The following is an 18,415-nucleotide window of genomic DNA, read 5'->3' on the forward strand; positions in this document are numbered from 1 at the left end:
GGCGCCTTTTTTCATTTAGGGATTATGCAGCTCAAGCAGCGTTCGACGTCTGCTCCTCGTTGAGGAAGGCGTAGATCGCCGAGGCGGAATCGGTGGCCCGCAGCTTTGCCACCAGGTCTTGATCGCGCAGGACGCGGGCGATGCGCGACAGGGCTTTGAGATGATCGGCGCCGGCGCCCTCCGGTGCCAGCAGCAGGAAGACGAGATCGACGGGCTGGTCGTCCAGCGCTTCGAAATCGACAGGCTGCTCCAGCCGGGCGAAGATGCCGACGATGGAATGAATGTTCACCAGCTTGCCGTGGGGAATGGCGATACCGTTGCCTACGCCGGTCGAGCCGAGGCGTTCGCGCTGCAGGATGACGTCGAAAATCTCCCGTTCGGAGAGCCCGGTGATCCTCGCGGCTCTTGCCGCCAATTCCTGAAGCAACTGTTTCTTGGAATTTACTCTGAGGGCGGGAATGATCGCATCCTGATGGAGCAAATCTGCCAATGCCATTTCTTTTTCCTTCTGTCGCCGGGATCAGATGATGCGAGGAGCGGCGGCGATACCGCCGCTCACCGCCCTGATCTCAGCCTTTGATATTGGCTGAATCGATCCAGCCAATATTTCCGTCGTGCCGACGATAAACGATATTCAGATGTTCCTTGCCGGGACTGCGGAACAGGAGAAGCGGCTCATCGGTCATGTCGAGCGCCATCACGGCGGTGGCGACGGACATGGTCTTCAACTGCTTCGTGCTTTCAGCGACGATTGCCGGGGCGAAATCGTCGGGAATTTCATCCTCGTGATCAGGAACGGAGTCCATGACCGTGTAGGAGACTTCTGCAAAGCCATTCAGGTGGTTTCCGGCATGATGGTCCTTCAGCTTGCGCTTGTAGCGGCGCAGACGCTTCTCGATGCGCTCGGAAGCGGCGTCGAAGGCAAGCAGCGGATCGGTTGCTTCGCCGGCGGCATGCAGCACCACCCCGCTGTCGAGATGAAGCTTGCAGTCTGCCGAGAAACGAGAACTCGCCTTTTCGACGGTCACCTGGCCGGAATACCCCCCGTCGAAGTATTTCGTGATGGCCATAGCAATTTGGTCCTCGATCTTTTGACGGAAGGATTCACCAATTTCCATATGTTTCCCGGATACACGCACACTCATGGAGTTTCCCTTCTTATGGTCGTTTGCGGGTATCAGTTTACGCCAAGCCTCAGGTTCATCCAAGCACTTCGCGCAATCTCAAGCAAGATCGGCGTGGGCCTGCGGGCCCTCGGTGCCCTTTGGATGATGGGGATAACTTCAAAAAGCGCTCACGGCGTCGATTGCGGCGGGCTTCTAGCCAGAGCTTACCAGAAAGTCAATAGGAGGCCGAATCAGCCCCGGGTCGCAGAAGCTGTAGCAAATCTCCTGCGGAAGGAGCCTTCCAGCAACTTCCTTTCATGAGCTCACGCGCTTCGGGCCTGCGTTGTGCGCGGCATCGTCATGGCGATGACACCGAGAATGACGCAGGTGAGCCCGATCCAAGCCGTCGGGCTCAGGCTTTCACCGAGGAAGACGATACCGATCGCGACACCGATCGGCACGCGGAGATAGGCTTGCGACGTGGTTCCGACCGAACCCAGCGTCTGAACGAGGCGGAAATAGATCGTAAAGGCAAGCGCCGTCGAAAAGGCGGAAAGGGCAAGCAACGCCAGTACCGATGCGGCCGAGGGATCGAGCCCCCACGGCCGATCGACGATCAGGCTCACGGGCATCAGAATGACCGCGCCCGAGATCAGCGAACCGGCCGCCGGCACAGCGGGATCAAGGCCTCTGAAGTTCTTGCTGAAAATCGCGGCCCCGGCATAACAGATGGTCGCCAGGATGATGGCAAGCTGCGCCATCAGGCTTTCGCCAAGACCGCCGAGCGCTTCGACGCCGATGACGAGGCAGATGCCGGCAAGCCCGGAGACGACGCCGAATAGCTTTCGCGCCGTCGCCTGCTCATGGCGGGTTATCGACACGGTCAGCAGGAAGGTGAAGATCGGCGTCGCCGAATTCAGGATCACCGCCAGTCCGGCATCGACGGACTGCTCCGCCCAGGCGATCAGAGTGAAAGGAATGACGCTGTTCAGACAGGCCTGGACGACGAACAGGCGCCATGTCGCGCGGTCGCGCGGCAGGCGGACATGCCGATGGCGAAGCACGGCCAGCAGAATGGCGCCGGCGATCAGTGTGCGCACCGCGATCAAGGTCACCGGCGGGATCGTTTCGACCCCGATCTTGATAAAGGTGTAGGAAGAACCCCAGAGGGTCGCCAGCACCAAAAGCAGGACAAGTTCTTTGGCAAGCTTCGGATTTTGCGGCGTCATAGGCACATCGATATTCGTTTAAGACACGGGAGAAATAGGCCAATTTGCGAAGTGGATGCTTCGATCACCGTCGAAGCGTCCTGCTGCCTCAGAAGCCCGCGACCTTGGCGAGCGCCCGTTTCTCGCGGCGGCGCTGGACCGAGGAAGCGATGTTCATCGCTTCCCGGTATTTCGCGACCGTGCGGCGGGCGAGATCGATGCCGCCCTTCTTCAGCATGTCGACGATATCGTCATCGGAGAGCACCGCGTCGGGGCTCTCCTGCATGATCAGCGCGCGGATCTTGTGGCGCACGGCCTCGGCCGAATGGCTGTCGCCGCCCTCGACCGCGCCGATCGACACGGTGAAGAAATATTTGAGTTCGAAGAGGCCGCGCGGCGTCAGCATATACTTGTTCGAGGTGACGCGGCTGACGGTGGATTCATGCATCTTGATCGCCTCGGCCACCGTTTTCAGGTTCAGCGGCCGCAAATGGTCGACACCGTGTAGCAGGAAGGCGTCCTGCTGGCGGACGATCTCGCTTGCCACCTTCATGATGGTCTTTGCCCGCTGGTCGAGGCTGCGGGTCAGCCAGTTGGCGCTCTGCAGGCACTCGGAAAGGAAGGCATGATCCTCGCCGTTCCGGGTCACGCGGGAAAAATAGGACTGATTAACAAGCACGCGCGGCAGCGTATCCGGATTGAGCTCGACCAGCCAGCCACCCTCCGCCGAGGGCCTGACGACGACATCGGGCATGATCGCTTCGGAAACACCCGTCTCGAAACCGCTGCCGGGCTTCGGATTGAGCTGGCGGATCTCGCCGAGCATGTCGAGAAGATCTTCCTCGTCAACGCCACAGAGCCGCTTCAGCGTAGCGAAGTCGCGCCGGGCCAGGAGTTCGAGATTTTCGACCAGCGCCTGCATGGCAGGGTCGTAACGGTCCTTCTGCCTGAGCTGGATCGCCAGGCATTCGGCGAGGCTGCGGGCAAAAACACCCGGCGGATCAAGCGTCTGGAGAGCGGCGAGCACGTGTTCGACCTGCGTGAGACTGGTGCCGAGCCGCTCGCCGGTCTCGACCAGATCGACCTGGATGTAACCGGCATCGTCGAGCTGATCGATAAAATTCTGCGCGATCAGCCGGTCGCTCATATCGGGCAGCACGAAGGGGATCTGCTGAGCGAGATGATCGCGCAGCGACACCTGGCCGGCGACAAAATCGTCGAGATCGTAATCGGCGCCGTCGGCGCTGCCCGGCATCGACTTCCACTGACCGACGAGTTCCGGTGCGTCGAGGCGCTGCGGACCACCGTCATCGGGAAAGACATTGGTGTAATTGGCGTCGAGCTCGTCGTTCAGCCGGCTGCTGCTTTCGCTGCCGCCATTGTCGTACCAGTCACTCGACAGCGCCTCGGCGCGATTGTCGGCGCCGTCGTCCGAGCCGGCGTCCTCCGGCGAATGACCGAACTGCTCGTCCTCGCCTGCCGGCCGTTCGTCGCCCGCCTCGCCGTCATTCGACGGAAATTCGAGCAGCGGGTTCTTCTCCACTTCCTGAGCGATGAACTGAGTGAGCTCGAAATGGGTCATCTGCAGCAACTGGATGGATTGCATCAGTTGCGGCGTCATGACCAGGGACTGGCTCTGGCGCAGAAATAGATTGGCGGACAGTGCCATGACGGACGCGAAACTCCCTCGACTCCAGGAAACCGCGCCCGATCCACGCTTCAGGCCACGGAAATCCGAGTTGGCCCAAAAATTGCTTTTTTATCTCATTTGGTCAAGCGGAACTACGCGGCAAGGTGAATCGGCGCGAGATCAGAGGCTGAAATTGTCGCCGAGATAGAGCCGGCGCACTTCCGGATTGTTGACGATGTCGTTCGCCCGGCCGTGGGTCAGCACCTCACCGGCATGGATGATATAGGCGCGGTCGATGAGGCCAAGCGTCTCACGCACATTGTGGTCGGTAATGAGAACGCCGATGCCGCGGGCCGTCAGGTGGTGGACGAGGTTCTGGATATCGGCGACCGAAATCGGGTCGACACCGGCGAAGGGCTCGTCGAGCAGCATGAAGGTCGGGTCGGTTGCAAGCGCTCGGGCGATTTCAAGACGGCGGCGTTCGCCGCCGGAAAGGGCGACGGCCGCGCTCTTGCGCAGCTTTTGGATATGAAATTCCTCCAGCAGCTCGTTCAGCTTCTGCTCGCGCTCGGCCTTGTCCTTCACATGCACTTCGAGGACGGCGCGGATATTTTCTTCCACCGTCAGTCCGCGAAAGATCGAGGCTTCCTGCGGCAGGTAACCGACGCCGAGGCGCGAGCGGCGGTACATCGGCATGGTCGTGACATCATTTCCGTCGATCTCGATCGTGCCTTCATCCACCGGCACCAGGCCGGTAATCATGTAAAAGCAGGTCGTCTTGCCGGCGCCGTTCGGGCCGAGCAGGCCGACGGCTTCGCCGCGACGCACCACCAGGGAGACGCCGTTGACGACACGGCGCGTCGCATAGGTCTTGGTTAGACCACGGGCGATCAGCGTTCCCTGATAGCGGCTCTTGTCGGCGGCACCCGCAGCGTGCGGCTCAGGCCTGCCGAACATGGTGGATAGCGATGATAATTTCACGTGGGAGGCCGGTTCAGTTCTGCTTCTGCGCGTTCGGCTGCGATTTCGGATCGAGCTGAATCTGGACACGACCGCCGCAGCTTTCAAGCTCCGCCTGGCCGGTTTGCATGTGAACGGTCAGCTTGCAGCCGGTGAAGACGTTCGGACCGTCCGACAGAATGACCTTGTTTCCCTGATCCGCGGTCAGGATGAATGTCTGCGAGGCCATGTCGAAATTGCCGTCGTCGGCAGTTGCCGTCTGCGTGCCCGAGACCAGGTAGACCTTGTCCGTCACCAGGATCTTGTCGATATCCGCACTTCCCGACGCCAGCGAGGCCGACTGCTCGGGCTTCGCCTCGGGTTGAGCCGGCGCGCCGGCGCCCGACTTTGCCGCCTTGTCCTTGTAATAAACCGTCATCTTGCCGGACTGCATCGTCGTCGTGCCCTGGACGACCTTGACGTTGCCGGTGAAGAGCGCCGTGTGCTCCTGGTCATGGATCTCCAGCTTGTCGCTTTCGATCTGGATCGGCTGGTCGTTGGAAAGCTTCATGCCCGACATGGTGGTCGACTGCGCCCCCGCGCCCGAGACCGTCAGAATAAGGGCAAATGCGCCGGCAACGAATGCGATGCCCGTCTTGCAAGCTGAAATGCGACAATCTTTTGTCATGGGTGACCCGGCTGGTTAAGTGCCCTGTTTATGAATGGTGGATGGATCGACATTCATGCGAACATTCCCCTCGAATGTGATCACGCGCCCCTTATCGGTTATCTCCAGCGTCTTCGCAACAATGGAAGCATTGTCCTTTGTGATGGTGACGGGGTCGTCGCTGCGCATGTTGCCGCCCTTGATATCGAGCCGGGCGGACTGGAATTGCGCGTTGAGGCCGCTGCTCAGCACCAGGGTGAAGGGAGCCGTCATATGCAGGTTATCGGTGGCGCGATTATAATCGGCAGTCGAAGCGATGACGCGGGCGATCAGCCCATCATTCATCGGCACGGCGGCCTTGATGATCTCGAGGGTGATGAGATCGGGATTGCGGATATCCTGCAGCGCCCTTTCGGCAAGCATGGAATAATTGACGCCGTCGGAGTTGCGTCCGGCAATTGCCGGCTTTTCCATCACGACCTTGCCGTTCTCGATCTTGGCGCCTTCGAACTTGACGTTTTCGGGCAGGTACAGGCTCACCAAGGCCACCGTCGCAAGCGCGCCGGCGACGATAAGGGCGGCCAACGGCAGCAAGATCTTCAGCCGCCGCACGCGGGCGGAATGGAACAACGCATCGCCATAGGGGCTCCTGCCGGAGCCCGCATAAGCGGCATGTCCGTTGTTCTTCAGGGTATCGAGCATAGGTCTCGTTCCATGTGCGGTGATTGCCTCGCCTGCGTAACAAAGCCGGCCGGCAATCACAGTTCGTTTCGCATTATTACATTGGCTTGCCAATATGGAATTTTTTCTGCAACAAGCAACAAAACGGAAAAACATACAAAAGTGGCATTCATACGCGCCGCTGCCACCCATTTCACCGGATTCATCGGCGCCATGCCGACCCGGGCCAGCGCTGGAGGTTTCTATGGACAGTTCGATCATCGCGGATCGCCGGCGGCTGCGCCGCAAGCTCGGCTTCTGGCGCATCGTCGCGGTCGCCCTCATCGTGGCGCTCGGTTTTGCTTTTTACCGCTTCGCCGTCGGCGAGGCCGGCACGGCAAGTCCGCATATCGCCCATGTGACGATATCAGGGCTGATCGTCGATGATGACGAGCTGCTGGAGCGGCTAAAGAAGGTCGAGACCAGCGATCAGGTGAAGGCCGCGGTGATTTCGATCTCCTCGCCCGGTGGCACGACCTATGGCGGCGAAAAAATCTTCAAGGCGATCCGGGCGATATCAGCGAAGAAGCCCGTCGTCTCCGACGTGCGCACGCTGGCCGCTTCCGCCGGCTATATGGTCGCCACCGCCGGCGACACGATCATTGCCGGCGACAGCTCGATCACCGGCTCGATCGGCGTCATCTTCCAGTACCCGCAGATCCAGCCGCTGCTCGACAAGATCGGCGTGTCGCTGCAGGAGATCAAGTCCTCGCCGCTGAAGGCCGAGCCTTCGCCCTTCCACGAGGCGAGCGAGGAAGCCAAGGCGATGATCCGCAACATGGTGATCGACAGCTACAACTGGTTCGTCGACCTGGTGGCCGACCGGCGCAAGCTGCCCCGCGAGGAGGTGCTGAAACTCGCCGACGGGACGATCTATACCGGCCGGCAGGCGCTCCAGGCGAAGCTCGTCGATACGATCGGCGGCGAGGCGGAAATTCGCGCCTATCTCAAATCGCGCGGCGTCGACGCCGATCTGCCGATGGTGGATTGGGACAAGAAGAGCAACACGCCTTTTCTGCTCGCCGGAGCTGTTTCGCGGCTGATTACTATCCTGGGTTATGATGATCTCCTCAGGGGCCAGGATATCAATGGAATCCTACCCCCAAAGTTGCTTCTTGACGGGCTGCTTTCAGTTTGGCAGGTTGGCCGCGATTGATAAGAAATCAATAATTTAAGGGGGCGACTGTGATCAAGTCCGAATTGGTGCAGATTGTTGCGGCACGCAACCCGCATCTCTATCATCGCGACGTCGAAAATATCGTCAACGCGGTTCTCGACGAGATCACCGATGCACTGGCTGCGGGCAACCGCGTCGAATTGCGCGGCTTCGGCGCGTTTTCGGTCAAGAACCGCCCTTCCCGCTCCGGCCGCAACCCGCGCACCGGCGATACCGTCTTCGTTGAAGAGAAGTGGGTTCCCTTCTTCAAAACTGGCAAGGAACTGCGCGAGCGGCTCAATCCCGGCCAGGCCGACGAAGAGGATTGAGCGACGCGAGCCGCCTGCGGCGAAACCGCACTTGAACTTGAACACCGTTTTCCTATTCTGCTAGCGCATCGGCCCGAAAGTCGGAATCGATTTTCGGGCCGATGCTTATAAGGCGCATGGAGAGTTCAAATGGCCAAGAAGATTGTCAACCTATTGATTTTGCTGCCGCTCGGCGTCATCCTCATCGTCTTCTGCGTCGCCAACCGGCAGAGCGTCACGCTCGCCTTCAATCCCTTCAGGCCCGACGATCCGGTGCTTGCTGTTTCCGCACCCTTCTTCGTCTTCCTTTTCATCGCGCTGATAGCAGGCATGCTGATCGGCTCGGCCGCCACCTGGTTCAGCCAGGGCAAACACCGCAAGCGCGCCCGCACGGAGGCCAAGGAAGCCATTCGCTGGCAGGGCGAGGCCGACCGCCACAGGACCCGCGCGGAGGACATCGCCGGCCAGCTGCCGTCGCGGTGAGATCGGCTCACCGCCCGAGTCAAACCGGAGAAAAGCTCAGCTCCTCATAATCGCCTTCCGGCGACGCGCCATTGCCGGTCACGGCAAAACCGTGGGAAAGGTAGAAGGCCTTCGCCCGCCGGTTGTTCACCAGGCATTTCAGACGGTACTTATGTTGCGGCCACTCCGGCAGCGCCCGGAGCAGCGCCGTGCCGGCGCCAAGACCCTGAAACTCGGGTCTTATATAAAGCATGTGAATGAAATCGTCCTCCGGCCAGAGCGACAGGAAGCCGGCAAGGCTGCCATCGACATGCTCGCAGACGAAGATCGTCTCACCATTGGTATGAGCGGAGAAATCCTCGCGGTGAAACTTGCCGGGATCGACCCAGACGAATGTCTGGCGGCGCACGGAAAGATAAATGTCCGCGAGCATTTCCTGGTCTTCCGCCCGCGGCGGCCTGATGGTCCATGTCATCATGTCGGAATAGCTCAGGCGCAGGTCCGCGCCAAGCCGCAGCGAAAGCCTTCGACGCTCAATCCGCAGCCATTTTTGCAACGACCGCAGTATTGAAATCAGAGAAGAAGCCCTCGGCCAGCCGCTGCGAGGTCGAATCGAGCAGGCGTGCGCCGAACTGAGCGAGCCTGCCGCCGAGTTCGGCCTTGGCCCGATAGTGCAGGATCGTCTCCTCCCCCCTCGCCTCGAGTATGACATCGGCGCTGCCCCTGGCGAAGCCGGCAAGGCCGCCCTTGCCTTCCGCCGACAGCGTATAGCTTCTCGGCGCATCGATATTGGAAAGCGTCAGCAACCCATGGAAGGTGGCGGAGAACAGGCTGAGCTTGACCTTGATCGTCGCCTCGAAAGCGCTTGGCGATATCCGCTCGATGCCCTGGCAGCCGGGAATGCAGCCACGCATGATCTCCGGATCGTTGAGCGCTGCCCAGACCATGTCCCGCGGCGCGGCGATCAGCTCTTCGCCGGTGAAATCCATCCGATAAGCCCCATCTGCGATTCGCCCAACTTATCCAGCTGGAAACCGCTTTGCCAAGGCGGAGGGGAATGTTATCTGCGTTCCGAGCCCGAGCGAGGAATTGGCCGATGAACGAACTGAAGCCCTGGCGCGTGACGGCAAGCCGCATCACCTATGAAGACCGCTGGATCCGGGTGCGGAGCGACGATTGCGTCACAGCCGACGGAATCGTCATCGCGCCATTCCATGTGCTCGATTATCCCGACTGGATCAACGTGATCCCAGTCATGCCCGACGGACGGGTGCTGCTGACGCGGGAATACCGCCACGGCCGCGGCGAGTTCGTGCTCGGCCTCGTCGCCGGCGGTGTCGAAGCAGACGATGGCAAGACTGGCGACGGCAAGAGCGGCGATGCGGCGTTGGCGGCGGCACAGCGCGAACTGCGGGAAGAGACCGGCTATGAAGCCTCGACCTTCGTCAAGCTGCTCACCTCCTATCCGAATGCGGCCAGCCACAGCAACATGGTGACGAGCTGGCTGGCGCTCGGTCTGAGCCGGGCCGGCGAACCGCGTTTCGACCCCGGCGAGAAGGTCGAGCTGCTGTTTACCGATCTTGCCGCCATCCTCAGCGACCTGCAATCCGGCGCCGTCATCATGCAGTCGATGCATGTCGCTGCACTTTATGCGGCAGAAAGCTGGCTTCGGAGAGGGGCGCGTCCGAGGGCTTGAAATAGGCGCTGTGCCCGCAGGAGCTGTCCTCTCGCCGGGGCCGGCCAGCGCGCAGTTGATCCGGCACGGTCTTCTGGGCTACTGCATAGCCTGCAAGACACCCCGACAGAGACGCGGAAGAGCACGTTGAAACAAAGAGAACGCCGGCCGGGCCAGAAGAAGACATCAGCTCCCGCCGGTGAAAGCCGCAGGGACGATCGGGCCGGCCGATCACTGAAGCGCGTGGCACGCCCCGCGGCCACACGCGATACAGTTCGCGAGACTGCGCCGGCCGCGGTTTCGCGCCCGCTCGTGGCACGCAGCGGCGATCGGCCGGCGGAGCGCGTGCCCGTCATTCTCGAATCGCTCGGCGCCGGCGATTTCCACCTGATCGACAGCGGCGACGGCCAGAAGCTCGAGCAATATGGCCCCTACCGCATCATCCGCCCGGAGGCCCAGGCGCTGTGGCGGCCTTCGCTGGCGCCGCAAATCTGGGAGAAGGTCGATGCCGTGTTCACCGGCGATACCGACGAGGAAGGCACCGGCCGCTGGCGCTTTCCGAAGGCCGCACTCGGCGAGACCTGGCCGCTCAACTTGCTCGGCGTCGATTTTCTCGGCCGCTTCACCTCGTTCCGTCACGTCGGCGTCTTTCCCGAGCAGATCGTGCACTGGAGCTGGATGAAAGAGCAGGTTGAAAAGGCCGGCCGGCCGCTGAAGGTGCTGAACCTCTTCGGTTATACCGGCGTCGCCTCGCTGGTCGCCGCCGCTGTCGGCGCCGAGGTCACCCATGTCGACGCGTCGAAGAAGGCGATCGGCTGGGCGCGCGAGAACCAGGCGCTCGGGCGCATGGAGAAGCTGCCGATCCGCTGGATCTGCGAGGATGCGATGAAGTTCATCCTGCGCGAGGAACGCCGCGGCAGCCAGTACGACATCATCCTGACCGATCCGCCGAAATTCGGCCGCGGCCCCAATGGCGAAGTCTGGCATCTTTTCGAGCATTTGCCCTTGATGCTCGATGTCTGCCGCGAAATCCTGTCGCCCAAGGCGGTCGGCCTGGTGCTGACGGCCTATTCGATCCGCGCCAGCTTCTATTCGATCCACGAGCTGATGCGCGAAACGATGCGCGGCGCCGGCGGCGCGGTCGAATCCGGCGAGCTGGTGATTCGCGAGGCAGGCCTCGACGGCAAAACGCCGGGCCGCGCGCTTTCCACCTCCCTCTTTTCCCGCTGGGTGCCGCAATGAGCAAGGACTTCCACGATCAGGGGCCGCGGAGGGTCGGGCAGGTGAAGGAAGTCACCTCGCTCGCCAATCCGATCATCAAGGACATCAAGGCGCTGACCAACAAGAAGTCGCGGGAGGAAAGCGGGACTTTCCTCGCCGAAGGTCTGAAGCTCGTCATCGATGCGATCGAGCTCGGCTGGACGATCCGCACGCTGGTCTATGCCAAGGCCGCCAAGGGCAAGCCGCTGGTCGAGCAGATGGCGGCAAGGACCGTCGCCGCGGGCGGGCTGGTGCTCGAAGTCAGCGAAAAGGTGATTGCCGCGATCACCCGGCGCGACAACCCGCAAATGGTCGTCGGCATCTTCGAGCAACGCTGGACGCCGCTCAAGGGCATCCGGCCGCAGGAGGGTGAGACGTGGGTGGCGCTCGACCGGGTGCGCGATCCGGGCAATCTCGGCACCATCATCCGGACGGCCGATGCCGCCGGCGCGTCCGGCATTATTCTGATCGGCGAGACGACCGATCCCTTCTCGCTGGAGACTGTGCGGGCAACCATGGGCTCGGTCTTCGCCGTTCCGGTCGCGCGGGCGACGCCGGAGGAGTTCTTGGCCTGGCGGAAGTCGGCCGGCGTTTCCATCGTCGCCACCCATCTGGCCGGCGCGGTCGATTATCGCACGATCGACTACCAGAGGAAGCCCATCGTGCTCTTGATGGGCAACGAGCAATCCGGCCTGCCCGAGCAACTGGCCAAAGAGGCCGACGCGCTTGCCCGCATCCCGCAGCAGGGCCGCGCCGATTCCCTCAACCTCGCCGTCGCCACCGCCGTCATGCTTTTCGAGGCGCGCCGCCATCTCCTCTCACTTGCCGAGGGCAAATGACCGAACCGACGCATGCACGCCCCGCGCTGTTTTCGCGCCCGGCGCCGATCCTCTTCTTCATCCTCTTCGCCGTTCTGATCGACCAGGTCGTCAAGGTCGCCGTCGATCATTACCTGCCGCTGCAGGAAGCCGTGCCCGTCATTCCGATGTTGGCGCTCTACCGCACCTATAATCTCGGCGTCGCCTTTTCGATGCTGGAGGGCATGGACGGCTGGTTTATCGTCGGCATGCGGCTCGTCATCGTCACCTTCGTCATCTGGCTGTGGTACCGCACGGCAAAAGACCGCTGGCTCGCCCATCTCGGCTACGCGCTGATCATTGCCGGGGCGATCGGCAATCTTGTCGATCGCTTCGCCTACGGGCATGTGATCGACTACATCCTCTTCTACACCGAAAGCTGGTCGTTTGCGGTGTTCAATCTCGCCGACAGTTTCATCACCATCGGCGCCGGCTGCGTCATTCTCGAGGAACTGCTGCTGCCGAAAAAGGCCGGCCGCTAAAATTGTATCGAATTCCTGAAGGCATTCGGAACAAGCCTCATGTTATCCAGATACCATGCAGAGTCTGGGACAGTTGCAGGAAAGATTGTCCGCCGCCTTCGGCGGAACCGCCGTCAAGCCGCATCAGGAGCGGACGGAGGAACCCTCTCCGCGTCCCGGCGCATCGACAGCGCGCACGGGTACTACTCCCCTATCAAGGCCTGCAGCGACGCGGCGCCTGCTGTTCTATTGGCTGAGCGGCGCCGGCTTTCTGGCCGCGATGATCCTGACGCTGCTCGCCCATGCCGGCGAGCCGCTGCTCCTTTCGGGCGGTCTCGTCGCTCTCGGCCTTGCCGTCATCGCCGGCTATGCCGTGCTGATGGTTCGCCGGCAGAGAAGCGGACAGCCGGCCGGTCGATCCACTCCGAACGGCGATGATGGCGCGAAGCTCTTCGCCGAGGTGCATGATGTGCTCGGCGACATCACCCTCACCCGCGCCATGGACCGGCGCATCATCTCGGCCAACGACACGTTTCGCCGGCTGACCGGCCGGCTGCGCCCGGAAGGGCGGACCTGCGAAGAGATCGGGCTTGCCTTCCGCCCCGGCCCGATCCCGCACTGCTACGACGTCGAAATATCGACGCCGGAAGGCCAGCGTATTTTCCTGTGGCGCGACGTCGTCACCCGCGATCCGGGCAGCGGCCACCTGCTGCTGCAGAGTGTTGCCCGTGATGTGACGGAGGAACGGCTCGTCGCGCAGGGCCGCGAGTCCGCGCGCCAGAAGGCCGAGTATAACAGCGCCGCGAAATCCCGACTGCTTGCAACCGTCAGCCACGAGGTGCGCACGCCGCTTTCCGGCATTCTCGGCATGACGCACCTGCTCGCGGAAACGCGGCTGACGCAGGAGCAGCAGAATTATCTGGCCAACATCCGCCAGTCCGGCCACGCCTTGACGCAGCTTGTCGAGGATCTGCTCGACTTTTCCACGATCGAGGTCGGTCGATTCGAGCTTCACCCGCGCTCGGAATCGCTGCGGAAGCTTCTGGAAAGCGTTGTCGAAATGCTCGCCCACCGGGCGCATGAAAAGGGCATCGAGATCGGCGCCACCGTGTCATCAGACGTTCCGGAGAAAATGAGCTTCGATGCGGCGCGCCTGCGCCAGGTTCTGTTCAACGTCATCGGCAATGCCGTCAAATTCACCCAGGCCGGCGGCGTTTTCATCCGCGTATCGCTCGATGCCGGCAACCTCCTGATCACCGTCACCGACACCGGTCCGGGCATGACGGCGGAGGAGCAGGCGCGTGTCTTCGGCGAGTTCGAGCAGGGTGGAAACGTTGCCGACAAGAGCGGCGGCACCGGGCTCGGCCTTGCCATCTCCGCCCGCATCATGCGCGAATTCGACGGCGCCCTGACGGTCACCAGCGAAAAGGGCAAAGGCAGCACGTTCACCATCCGCTTCCCGATTGAACTCGACAGCGAGCGCTCCGAGCGGCGAAACACGCTGCTTTCCGGCAACAGCGTCGTGCTGCTGGCGCCGGCGGGGGCTGCCCGCTCCGCCATTGCCGAAACGATCACCGCGCTCGGCGGCATTTGCCATCTCGTCGACACCGGCGAGGCTGCCCGCACGAGGCTGCTCGGAATGGCGAGTGGCGGCCGCCGGCCGACCGATATCATCGTCGATCATCGCATGTCGGCGGAATTTTCAGCGCACCTCGCCGATCGCGCCGAAATCGCTGCACTTGGCCTGCGCAAGGTCCTGCTCGTCAACCCGGAAGAGCGCAGCGCCCATCCGCTCGACCTGTTCGATGCCTGGCTCATCCGGCCGCTGCGCGAACAGTCGCTGATCGATGTGCTGCGCGGGCGCATGCGCGGCATGGAGAAGCGCGACGCGCTGAACGACAACCAACCGGGTTTCGGCCTGCCGATGACCGACACCGTGGTTGCCGCACACGGGCTGCGCATCCTGCTCGGAGAGGACGATCCAATCAATGCGATGCTGGTGCGCGTCATGCTCGAAAAGGGCGGACACAAGGTGCACCATGTCGAGGATTTCGAGACGCTCCTCGATTGCGCCCTCGGCGAGGCGAACGCTCGGCCCGACATCATCATCAGCGATCTGTCGATGCCCGGCGGCAACGGCATCGACATGCTGGGGCGGCTGCGCGGCCACGAAAGGCGGCTCGATCTCGACCCGGTGCCGGTGATCGTGCTCACCGCTGACAAGAGCGACGAGTCGCGCCGCCAGGTCTTGCTCAATGGCGCCAACCGCGTCATGGTGAAACCGGTCGACCCAGTGCGGCTGCTGACGGAAGTTCAGGCGGTCGCCGCGCTTTCCGCCCGCCGGGCAGAGGCGCGGTAGGTCGCTGAATTGGCTGCGCCGGCTGCTTGCGCCGGGAAATTCAATATGTCACTTTCCTGTCGCACAGAAGTGTTTTATGGCGTCGATAAGCCGGCAACGGGAGAATCGCCATGTCCTCCATCGACATCCTGAATCGTGACGTTACCACGGAGGCTGCACGGCCGTCGACGGCTGCGCAGCAAGACGGCGACATCCTCGGCCGGATCGGCAATCTCGAAACCCGCCTTGCCCGCACGGCACGTGAGATCGATGCGGCCCAGGCCGTGCGCTACCGCGTCTTCGTCGACGAAATGAAGGCGCAGCTGCCGCCGGAAGCCATGCGGCGCGAACGGGATTTCGATGCTTATGACGCTTTCTGTGACCATCTTCTCGTTCTCGACCGCTCGCTCGAAGGTGATCCGGAAGACCAGATCGTCGGCACCTACCGGCTGCTGCGCCAGGATGTCGCGATCGCCAATGGCGGTTTTTACTCGGCTTCCGAATTCGAAATCGAGAACCTGCTCGCCAGGCATCCGGACAAGCGTTTCATGGAACTCGGACGCTCCTGCGTGCTGCCGGAATACCGCACCAAACGCACCGTCGAGCTTCTCTGGCAGGGCAACTGGGCTTATGCGCTGAAGCACGGCATGAGCGCGATGTTCGGCTGCGCCTCGTTCCCCGGCGTCTACCTCGAAAGCCACGCGCTGGCGCTGTCCTTCCTCTACCACAATGTGCTGGCGAAGGACGAATGGACCGTCGGCGCACTGCCGCATCTCGCTCGCAACATGGACCTGATGCCGGCCGAGGCCGTCAACCCGAAGCGGGCGCTGATGGCCCTGCCGCCGCTGATCAAGGGCTATCTGCGCCTCGGCGCGATGGTCGGCTCCAGCGCGGTCATCGACCACGCCTTCAACACGACCGACGTGCTGATCGTGCTGCCGATCTCCAGCATTTCCGACCGTTACCTGAACTACTACGGCGCCGACGCCGGCCGTTTCGCCAGCTGATCGCTTCGTCGCACTGCCGTCTGGTAGGGTCAACGGCTGCCCCTCATCCTAACTCTCTCCTCGTGATGACGGGGAGAGAGGACGTGCCCTATGAGAGATCTGCGAGAAACTGAGAGGTCGCGGCACGCTCCCTTCGCCCCGCAAGCGGGGCGAAGGTGCCGGCGGGCGGATGAGGGGCTGATCTCGCGATCTCCCCTGTCACTAAATAGCTCGCTATGCGGGCAGATGGCCTTACGAACCGCCATAGGCGGCGATCGCCGCCATGTTGACGATGTCGCTGTCCTTGGCGCCCATCGAGGTGATCTGCACCGGTTTGTCGAGGCCGACGAGGATCGGGCCAATGACGGTGGAGCCACCGAGTTCCTGCAGCATCTTCGTCGAGATCGAGGCCGAGTGGAAGGCCGGCATGACGAGCACGTTGGCGGGGCCGGAGAGCCGGCAGAAGGGATATTGCTCCATCACCTTGCGGTTCAGCGCCACATCGGCGGCCATCTCGCCGTCATATTCGAAATCGACGCGGCGCTTGTCGAGGATCTTCACCGCCTCGCGTACCCGCTCGGAACGTTCGCCGGAGGGATGGCCGAAGGTGGAATAGGCGAGCAAGGCGACACGCGGCGGATAGCCCATGCGCCGTGCGAGGCCGGCGGCCTCTTCGGCGATATCGGCAAGCTCTTCGGCGCTCGGCATGTCGTGCACCGCGGTGTCGGCAACGAAGACGGTGCGGCCACGGCAGAGCGCCAGCGACACACCGATGACGCGGTGGCCGGGCTTCTCGTCGATGCAGCGGCGCACATCCTCGAGCGCGGTCGAATAGTTGCGGGTGATGCCCGTCACCATGCCATCGGCGTCGCCAAGCGCTACCATGGTGGCGGCGAAATGGTTGCGGTCGTTGTGGATCAGCCGCTGGGCATCGCGGTGAAGGTAACCCTTCCGCTGCAGCCTCGCATAGAGATAATCGATATAAGCCTCGACGCGGGTGGAGATACGGGCGTTGACGATCTCCAGGCCGGGGCGGTTGAGATCGATGCCGGCGCGCTCCGCCGTCGCCCGGATCAGGTCTTCGCGGCCGAGCAGCAAAGCGGTGCCGAGCTGCTGATTGGCATAGGACAATGCTGCACGCAGGACCTGCTCTTCCTCGGCTTCGGCAAAGACGATCCGCTTCGGGCGGCGGCGCACCCGCTCGTAGAGGCTGGCGAGCGTCGAGGCGATCGGATCGCGGCGGGCCGAAAGCTCGCGGGCGTAACCGGCCATATCGGTGATGACCTTGCGGGCAACGCCGGTCTCGATTGCGGCCTGCGCGACCGCGACCGGGATGGCCGAGATCAGCCGCGGATCGAATGGAACCGGGATGATGTATTGCGCCCCGAAACGCGGCCGGTTGCCCTGATAGGCGGCGACCACATCATCGGGCACGTCCTCGCGGGCAAGATTGGCCAGCGCGTTGACGGCGGCGATCTTCATTGCGTCGTTGATCGTTGAGGCGCGCACGTCGAGCGCGCCGCGGAAGATATAGGGGAAGCCGAGGACGTTGTTGACCTGGTTCGGATAGTCCGAGCGGCCCGTCGCCATGATGGCGTCGTCGCGGATGCGGGCCACCTCTTCCGGGGTGATTTCGGGATCGGGATTGGCCATGGCGAAGATGATCGGCCGGTCCGCCATCGAGCGGATCATCTTGGCCGAGAAGGCGCCCTTCTGCGACAGGCCGAAAATGACGTCGGCACCCTTCATCGCCTCTTCCAGCGTGCGGGCGTCGGTCTTTGCCGCATGCGCCGATTTCCACTGGTTCATGCCCTCGGTGCGGCCCTGGTAGATGACGCCCTTGGTATCGCAGAGGATGATGTTTTCAGGCGCAAAACCCATCGCCTTGATGAGCTCGACGCAGGCAATCGCCGCCGCTCCCGCGCCGTTGCAGACGAGCTTCGTCGTCTTCAGGTCTCGGCCGGTCAGCTCCAGCGCGTTGATCAGGCCGGCGGCGGCGATGATCGCCGTACCGTGCTGATCATCGTGAAACACCGGAATATCCATCAGCTCGCGCAGCCGGCTTTCGATGACGAAGCAATCCGGCGCCTTGATATCCTCCAGGTTGATGCCGCCGAAGGAGGGGCCGAGGAAGCGCACGCAATTGATGAACTCGTCGACATTTTCGGTATCGATCTCGAGATCGATAGAGTCGACGTCGGCGAAGCGCTTGAAGAGCACCGACTTGCCTTCCATGACCGGCTTGGAGGCGAGCGCGCCGAGATTGCCGAGGCCGAGAATGGCAGTGCCGTTGGAGATGACCGCGACCATGTTGCCGCGCGCCGTGTAATCGTAGGCCGTCTGCGGATCGGCGGCGATCGCCTTGACGGGGACGGCGACACCCGGGGAATAGGCCAGCGACAGGTCGCGCTGCGTTGCCATCGGCTTGGTCGGATTGATCTCCAGCTTGCCGGGCCGGCCCATCGCATGAAAATCGAGCGCCTCCTGGTCGGTCACTGATGTCGTCGGCCGGTCCTTCTTATCGATATCGGGCATAAATCCTCCAACGTCCTGTGGGCGACGCTTTGCTCTTCCTCAAATGCTGTTGTCATCTATAGCGGCGCGCGGATAGGGTTGGCACCTGTTTTTTTGGGAAAAACTGC

Annotated in this window: 19 protein-coding genes; 9 read left to right on the top strand and 10 right to left on the bottom strand. The window is 62.4% G+C overall.

From position 1 onward, the window contains the following. Nucleotides 1-31: 31 nt before the first annotated feature. The 7 genes from ptsN to lptC all read right to left on the bottom strand — a co-directional run bounded on the left by ptsN (nucleotide 32) and on the right by lptC (nucleotide 6,252). Nucleotides 32-496: a PTS IIA-like nitrogen regulatory protein PtsN gene (ptsN, locus tag B5E41_RS00885; protein ID WP_011423788.1), complete on the bottom strand. Its 465-nt coding sequence runs from the start codon at nucleotides 494-496 to the stop codon at nucleotides 32-34. A gap of 73 nt (nucleotides 497-569) precedes the next feature. Next, nucleotides 570-1,145: a ribosome hibernation-promoting factor, HPF/YfiA family gene (gene hpf, locus B5E41_RS00890; RefSeq protein WP_020920235.1), complete on the bottom strand. Its 576-nt coding sequence runs from the start codon at nucleotides 1,143-1,145 to the stop codon at nucleotides 570-572. Between the two features lie 284 nt (nucleotides 1,146-1,429). Then, the gene (locus B5E41_RS00900; RefSeq protein WP_088390327.1) at nucleotides 1,430-2,335 is read right to left on the bottom strand and encodes a DMT family transporter; all 906 of its coding nucleotides are present in this window, start codon (nucleotides 2,333-2,335) and stop codon (nucleotides 1,430-1,432) included. A gap of 88 nt (nucleotides 2,336-2,423) precedes the next feature. Continuing rightward, entirely contained in the window at nucleotides 2,424-3,983 is a 1,560-nt protein-coding gene (gene rpoN / locus B5E41_RS00905) for an RNA polymerase factor sigma-54 (protein WP_085857932.1), read from the bottom strand. 141 nt (nucleotides 3,984-4,124) lie between these two features. Next, nucleotides 4,125-4,901, bottom strand: a complete 777-nt coding sequence (lptB, locus tag B5E41_RS00910; RefSeq protein ID WP_064800463.1) for an LPS export ABC transporter ATP-binding protein — start codon at nucleotides 4,899-4,901, stop codon at nucleotides 4,125-4,127. A 37-nt stretch (nucleotides 4,902-4,938) separates the two neighbouring features. Continuing rightward, the gene (locus B5E41_RS00915) at nucleotides 4,939-5,571 is read right to left on the bottom strand and encodes an LptA/OstA family protein (protein WP_064800462.1); all 633 of its coding nucleotides are present in this window, start codon (nucleotides 5,569-5,571) and stop codon (nucleotides 4,939-4,941) included. A gap of 15 nt (nucleotides 5,572-5,586) precedes the next feature. Further along, entirely contained in the window at nucleotides 5,587-6,252 is a 666-nt protein-coding gene (lptC, locus tag B5E41_RS00920; RefSeq protein WP_088390329.1) for an LPS export ABC transporter periplasmic protein LptC, read from the bottom strand. A gap of 223 nt (nucleotides 6,253-6,475) precedes the next feature. Here lptC and sppA point away from each other — a divergent pair, with 223 nt between their 5' ends. The 3 genes from sppA to B5E41_RS00935 all read left to right on the top strand — a co-directional run bounded on the left by sppA (nucleotide 6,476) and on the right by B5E41_RS00935 (nucleotide 8,217). Further along, nucleotides 6,476-7,426, top strand: coding sequence for a signal peptide peptidase SppA (gene sppA, locus B5E41_RS00925; RefSeq protein WP_088390331.1), 951 nt, complete (start codon nucleotides 6,476-6,478; stop codon nucleotides 7,424-7,426). A 29-nt stretch (nucleotides 7,427-7,455) separates the two neighbouring features. Continuing rightward, entirely contained in the window at nucleotides 7,456-7,755 is a 300-nt protein-coding gene (locus B5E41_RS00930; RefSeq protein ID WP_003544934.1) for an integration host factor subunit beta, read from the top strand. Nucleotides 7,756-7,884: 129 nt separating this feature from the next. Beyond that, entirely contained in the window at nucleotides 7,885-8,217 is a 333-nt protein-coding gene (locus B5E41_RS00935; protein WP_064800459.1) for a LapA family protein, read from the top strand. A gap of 19 nt (nucleotides 8,218-8,236) precedes the next feature. Here B5E41_RS00935 and B5E41_RS00940 read toward each other — a convergent pair whose 3' ends face one another. Together B5E41_RS00940 and B5E41_RS00945 are read right to left on the bottom strand one after the other, a co-directional pair. Next, the gene (locus B5E41_RS00940) at nucleotides 8,237-8,671 is read right to left on the bottom strand and encodes a GNAT family N-acetyltransferase (protein ID WP_064811620.1); all 435 of its coding nucleotides are present in this window, start codon (nucleotides 8,669-8,671) and stop codon (nucleotides 8,237-8,239) included. 58 nt (nucleotides 8,672-8,729) lie between these two features. After that, a complete protein-coding gene (locus B5E41_RS00945) occupies nucleotides 8,730-9,185 on the bottom strand; it encodes an SRPBCC family protein (RefSeq protein ID WP_088390332.1) in 456 nt (151 codons plus the stop codon). A 107-nt stretch (nucleotides 9,186-9,292) separates the two neighbouring features. On the opposite strand from B5E41_RS00945, the gene B5E41_RS00950 reads away from it, so the two are divergent. The 6 genes from B5E41_RS00950 to olsB all read left to right on the top strand — a co-directional run bounded on the left by B5E41_RS00950 (nucleotide 9,293) and on the right by olsB (nucleotide 15,794). Next, nucleotides 9,293-9,892: an NUDIX hydrolase gene (locus B5E41_RS00950; RefSeq protein ID WP_088390334.1), complete on the top strand. Its 600-nt coding sequence runs from the start codon at nucleotides 9,293-9,295 to the stop codon at nucleotides 9,890-9,892. Between the two features lie 126 nt (nucleotides 9,893-10,018). After that, complete coding sequence (locus B5E41_RS00955) at nucleotides 10,019-11,113, top strand: class I SAM-dependent methyltransferase (RefSeq protein ID WP_088390336.1); 1,095 nt, start codon at nucleotides 10,019-10,021, stop codon at nucleotides 11,111-11,113. Next, a complete protein-coding gene (locus B5E41_RS00960) occupies nucleotides 11,110-11,970 on the top strand; it encodes a TrmH family RNA methyltransferase (RefSeq protein ID WP_088390338.1) in 861 nt (286 codons plus the stop codon). Before B5E41_RS00955 ends, B5E41_RS00960 begins: the two co-directional genes overlap by 4 nt. After that, the gene (gene lspA, locus B5E41_RS00965) at nucleotides 11,967-12,470 is read left to right on the top strand and encodes a signal peptidase II (protein WP_088390340.1); all 504 of its coding nucleotides are present in this window, start codon (nucleotides 11,967-11,969) and stop codon (nucleotides 12,468-12,470) included. Before B5E41_RS00960 ends, lspA begins: the two co-directional genes overlap by 4 nt. Nucleotides 12,471-12,525: 55 nt before the next feature. Then, the gene (locus tag B5E41_RS00970) at nucleotides 12,526-14,808 is read left to right on the top strand and encodes a hybrid sensor histidine kinase/response regulator (protein ID WP_088390342.1); all 2,283 of its coding nucleotides are present in this window, start codon (nucleotides 12,526-12,528) and stop codon (nucleotides 14,806-14,808) included. 110 nt (nucleotides 14,809-14,918) lie between these two features. Then, nucleotides 14,919-15,794 (top strand): l-ornithine N(alpha)-acyltransferase, encoded by an 876-nt coding sequence (olsB, locus tag B5E41_RS00975; protein ID WP_088390344.1) that lies wholly within the window; start codon nucleotides 14,919-14,921, stop codon nucleotides 15,792-15,794. Between the two features lie 231 nt (nucleotides 15,795-16,025). Here olsB and B5E41_RS00980 read toward each other — a convergent pair whose 3' ends face one another. Then, a complete protein-coding gene (locus B5E41_RS00980; protein WP_088390346.1) occupies nucleotides 16,026-18,308 on the bottom strand; it encodes an NADP-dependent malic enzyme in 2,283 nt (760 codons plus the stop codon). Nucleotides 18,309-18,415 lie beyond the last annotated feature (107 nt).

Origin of the sequence: Rhizobium esperanzae, from assembly GCF_002204185.1 — a bacterium.
Lineage (GTDB): Bacteria > Pseudomonadota > Alphaproteobacteria > Rhizobiales > Rhizobiaceae > Rhizobium > Rhizobium esperanzae.